The sequence below is a fragment of the Mesorhizobium sp. M7A.F.Ca.US.006.04.2.1 genome (genome assembly GCF_004022915.1).
Taxonomy (GTDB): Bacteria; Pseudomonadota; Alphaproteobacteria; order Rhizobiales; family Rhizobiaceae; genus Mesorhizobium; species Mesorhizobium ciceri.
The window spans coordinates 1-3,785 of the sequence record NZ_RZQA01000645.1 but is presented as its reverse complement, the minus strand read 5'-3'; the positions used below and the strand labels follow the sequence as shown (position 1 = coordinate 3,785).

Genomic DNA, 3,785 nt, shown 5'->3' with positions numbered 1-3,785 from the left:
ATGCCACGGCGCCGGCGATCTGGATAATGCCTTCGAGATCGGCCGCCTCGGCCTTCAGCAGCAGATCAGCCTCGTGTGCCGGGTCGACGCCCGGCAGCGCCAGGCCGGTGATGGTCTCGATCGCGCGTACGCCATGGATCGTCGGCAGGAAGGCAGCGACGTCGAGGCCCTGGCGGCGTGCCCAATCGCTCCACACCCGTTCCGCCGAGGCGATGGAATTGATGAGCGTGCCGTCCATGTCGAAGAGGAAGGCCGCGAATTTTCTGCTTGAATACATGATTTTCCTTGAGTCCGGGGAGCGCTGGTGGGGTTGCCGAACCTAACGTCTCGACCGCGGCAGGGGAAGACACGGGGTGGGCTTTTCGATCGGCCCAGGGAACCACGGTATCCTCCGGGCGTTTGGGAAGGACTGCTTCTCACAAGATCGAAGGGGGGACCAACGATGCTGATCCGGCTCGGCTATGAAATCGCCATCGAATGCGTAGCCGCCACGCCGGTGATTTCAGTGCTCGAGATCCATCGGGACAGGCAGGCTGATATCAAGCGGCAGACGCGGGTGCTGACCTCGCCCGCGGTGCCGACAAGGCTGTACCACGATCTGCATGGCAATGCCTGCCGGCGCTTCACAGCGCCCGCCGGTGGTTTTCGCATCCTGTACGACGCGGTCGTCGAGGACAGCGGCGAGACGGACGAGGTAAACACGCTGGCCAGGGAAGTGCCGGTGGCGGACCTGCCGGACGAAGTTCTCGGTTATCTCCTGGGCAGCCGCTATTGCGAGACGGATCATCTGAGCAGCCTGGCCTGGCAGCTCTTCGGCGACATTCCGTCCGGTTGGGCGCGCGTGCAGGCTATCGTCGACTATGTCCACAACCGGCTGTCGTTCGGCTATGGCTATGCGCGCTCGACCCGCACGGCGGCTCAGGCGCATGAGGAACGCGTCGGGGTCTGCCGCGACTTCGCTCATCTGGCGATCACGCTTTGCCGCTGCATGAATATTCCGGCACGCTATGTGAACGGCTATCTCGGTGATATCGGCGTGCCAGCCGATCCGGCACCGATGGACTTTTCGGCGTGGCTGGAAGTGTTCCTCGACGGCAAATGGTACACGTTCGATCCTCGCCACAACACGCCAAGAATCGGCCGCATCGTCATCGCCCGCGGCCGCGACGCCACCGACGTGCCGCTGCTGCATAGTTTCGGCGCCCACCGGCTCAGCCTGTTCAAGGTATGGACCTATGAACAGGAAGGCAATCTGTTCAACCCGCCCTACCACGGTATCGACAGGACCGTCGGCGCACAGATGCTGGCCTAACGGTATGTCGATTCAGGTGAGGCCGGTCTGCAAATGACGGCTTTCTGCGCTTCCGGTGCTCACGGACCAAATGTCCGCTCCGCTCCGGTTCTCGAAAGCCATCATTTTCGACCTGGCCTGACCTGAATCTCAACACCCCTTGAGGCGCGGCCAAAAGCGGCCCTGGTTTTCAAACGTGATGGCGCTTTGGTCTTTCGACGGCCGGAGGCGTTGGATCCGATCATTTCGCGCCTTGCAGTCTCGGGACAACTGGCCCGCTTCGGCACACGGACCCTGTCCCGCAACAGGACGTCATCGGGATTCCGTGATTGCTTCGTCTTGAGCATGGTAACCGGCTCGTAAACGCAGCCGCGGCCGCGCTTTTCTGTTTACCAGTCATTCACCTTTGCGGAGCTTGAAGCCGAACAAAAACAATGATTTGGCGGCAAGCGGCCGGCCTTCTGCCAGCCAGCGGCGTCATCCGGCGGGAATCCTGCATTGCCCTGTCCGCGGCGACGAGGCCGAGGCGAATGGAGGCTGTAGGATGCGGAATTACGGGGGTCTTGTTCACGCGGTCGGCGGGTTCGCCAGGGATCGCGGTGGAAATTTCGCAATCCTGTTCGGCCTCAGCGCCTCGGTCTTGGCGCTGGCTGTTGGCTTCTCGGTCAACGTATCGCAGCTCTACAATGCCAGATCGAGCCTCCAAGGCGTCGTCGACGCCGCGGTCACATCGACGGCACGCGACCTAACGACCGGCGCCATCAAGGAAGCCGATGCCAACAAATCGGTGCAAGCCTTTCTCGACGCCAACAGCCAGGCAGGCATTCTGCAGGCCGACCAGATCGTACTCGACAGGCTGATCGTCAACAGGACCGCCAAGACGGTCCAGGCTGACGCCCATGTCGATGTCGGGCTGTATTTCCCGATTTTTGGCACGGGCGACATGAAACGCGTCGCCGCCTCCACGACGGCGCTCTATTCGGACAAGACCGTCGAAGTGGCGATGATGCTCGACATAACGGGGTCGATGGCCAAGCGCGGCAAGGTCGACAAAATCGGCGATCTGAAAACAGCTGCAAAAAACGCCGTCCAGACGATGCTGCAGAAACAGGATCCGCAGAACCCCCGCATCCGCGTCGCGATTGTGCCTTATGCATCTGGCGTCAACGCCGGCAAGCTGGCGGAAAACATCTATGCCGAGAAGCAAGGCAGCTCTGAGCTCCCACCCATCGCTGGCAGTCCGCTTCTCGTCGCCAAGACAGGCAAAAATCTGCTGCCGTCCTTCAGCGACTACATCTCCATGGTCGGCGCGGCGATGCCACGCCCCGACAATTGCGCCACCGAGCGCAAGGACAAGAACGGCAACGCGGATATGAGCGCCGACGGCCCGGATACTGTTCGCACCGACGGGAACGGCAAGAAATACTATGCTCTGGTCAACCGGGACGATCATCTCGGTGACGGGGACATGAACAGGTGCCCTGATGCCAAAGTGATCCCGCTGACCGCCGATTCCGATGCCTTGCTTGAATCGATCGAGGACTTCCGGGCCAATGGGTTTACGGCCGGCGCGATCGCCATTCAGTGGACCTATTATATGCTGTCGCCGCAATGGCGCACTGCGATCAGGAATGCCGGTCTTGGCAAGGGTGCCTCGGATGCCGATCCGAAGAAGATCGCCAAGGTCGCGATCCTGATGACCGATGGCCAGTTCAATACCGCCTTCGCCGGTGCTGGGGACAGCTACAACAGGCAGGGCACCCTTGCGCGCGGCAACGCCGAAACGCTGTGCGACAACATGAAAAACGACGGCATCGAGATTTTCACCATCGGCTTCGATCTGGACGACAAGGATATGTCGACAACCGAGCGGGACCAGGCAAAGGCGGTGCTGAAGGATTGTTCGTCGAAGGATACCTCCGGCGCCAAGAGGCATTTCTTCGACGTGTCCACCGGAGCCGAATTGGACAACGCCTTTCAGGAAATCATTCGCAACACCGAAAAGGTCGCATTGACCCAGTAGTCTAGTCCGCAAACGGAAAAGGCCGCCGCTTCTTTCGAAGCTGGCGGCCTTCCGTGTTTCCGTCCGTGGCGCGGCCCATGGCGATGACCTATCAGGTCAGCCGCCGCGCATTTCGCGCCTTAACGGGAAGACTGCTTCCCGAAAGTGCAATCCGCTGAGGCCACGTTCTGGAAAACGAAATCACTCGACATCGGATCACCTCCTTTCGATTTGTTGAACACATACTCATGATGGGGTGCATTGCAGCAAAAGACAAGGTGCAGGTCTGAAATTAACCAACGGGCGGGCCTGGTGCGGGCCGGCTTGCGATTGCCAGGCCGACCGGGCAAACTTCTGCCCCTGAGCCAGCATTCGGAGGAATCGCATGGAGGCAGCCGAAAAGGCCGCTCGCATCGTTCGAACGGTGATCGAGACATTGAAGCCGGGTTTTGCGGTCAGGCTGTGGACCGGGGAGCGGATCGGCCCCGCCAC

The 3,785-nt window shown here is 60.8% G+C and carries 2 protein-coding genes and 1 pseudogene; 2 read left to right on the top strand and 1 reads right to left on the bottom strand.

Features of this window, described 5'->3' with window-relative positions:
- Nucleotides 1–277: pseudogene (locus tag EN925_RS27170) on the bottom strand (HAD family hydrolase); the annotation flags it as partial.
- A gap of 165 nt (nucleotides 278–442) precedes the next feature.
- Between EN925_RS27170 and EN925_RS27165 the strand changes: the two are divergent.
- Both EN925_RS27165 and EN925_RS27160 read left to right on the top strand, forming a co-directional pair.
- On the top strand, nucleotides 443–1,312 hold the full coding sequence (locus EN925_RS27165) for a transglutaminase family protein (RefSeq protein WP_013529017.1): 870 nt from the start codon (nucleotides 443–445) through the stop codon (nucleotides 1,310–1,312).
- A gap of 523 nt (nucleotides 1,313–1,835) precedes the next feature.
- Nucleotides 1,836–3,314: a TadE/TadG family type IV pilus assembly protein gene (locus EN925_RS27160; protein ID WP_127368801.1), complete on the top strand. Its 1,479-nt coding sequence runs from the start codon at nucleotides 1,836–1,838 to the stop codon at nucleotides 3,312–3,314.
- Nucleotides 3,315–3,785: the final 471 nt, after the last annotated feature.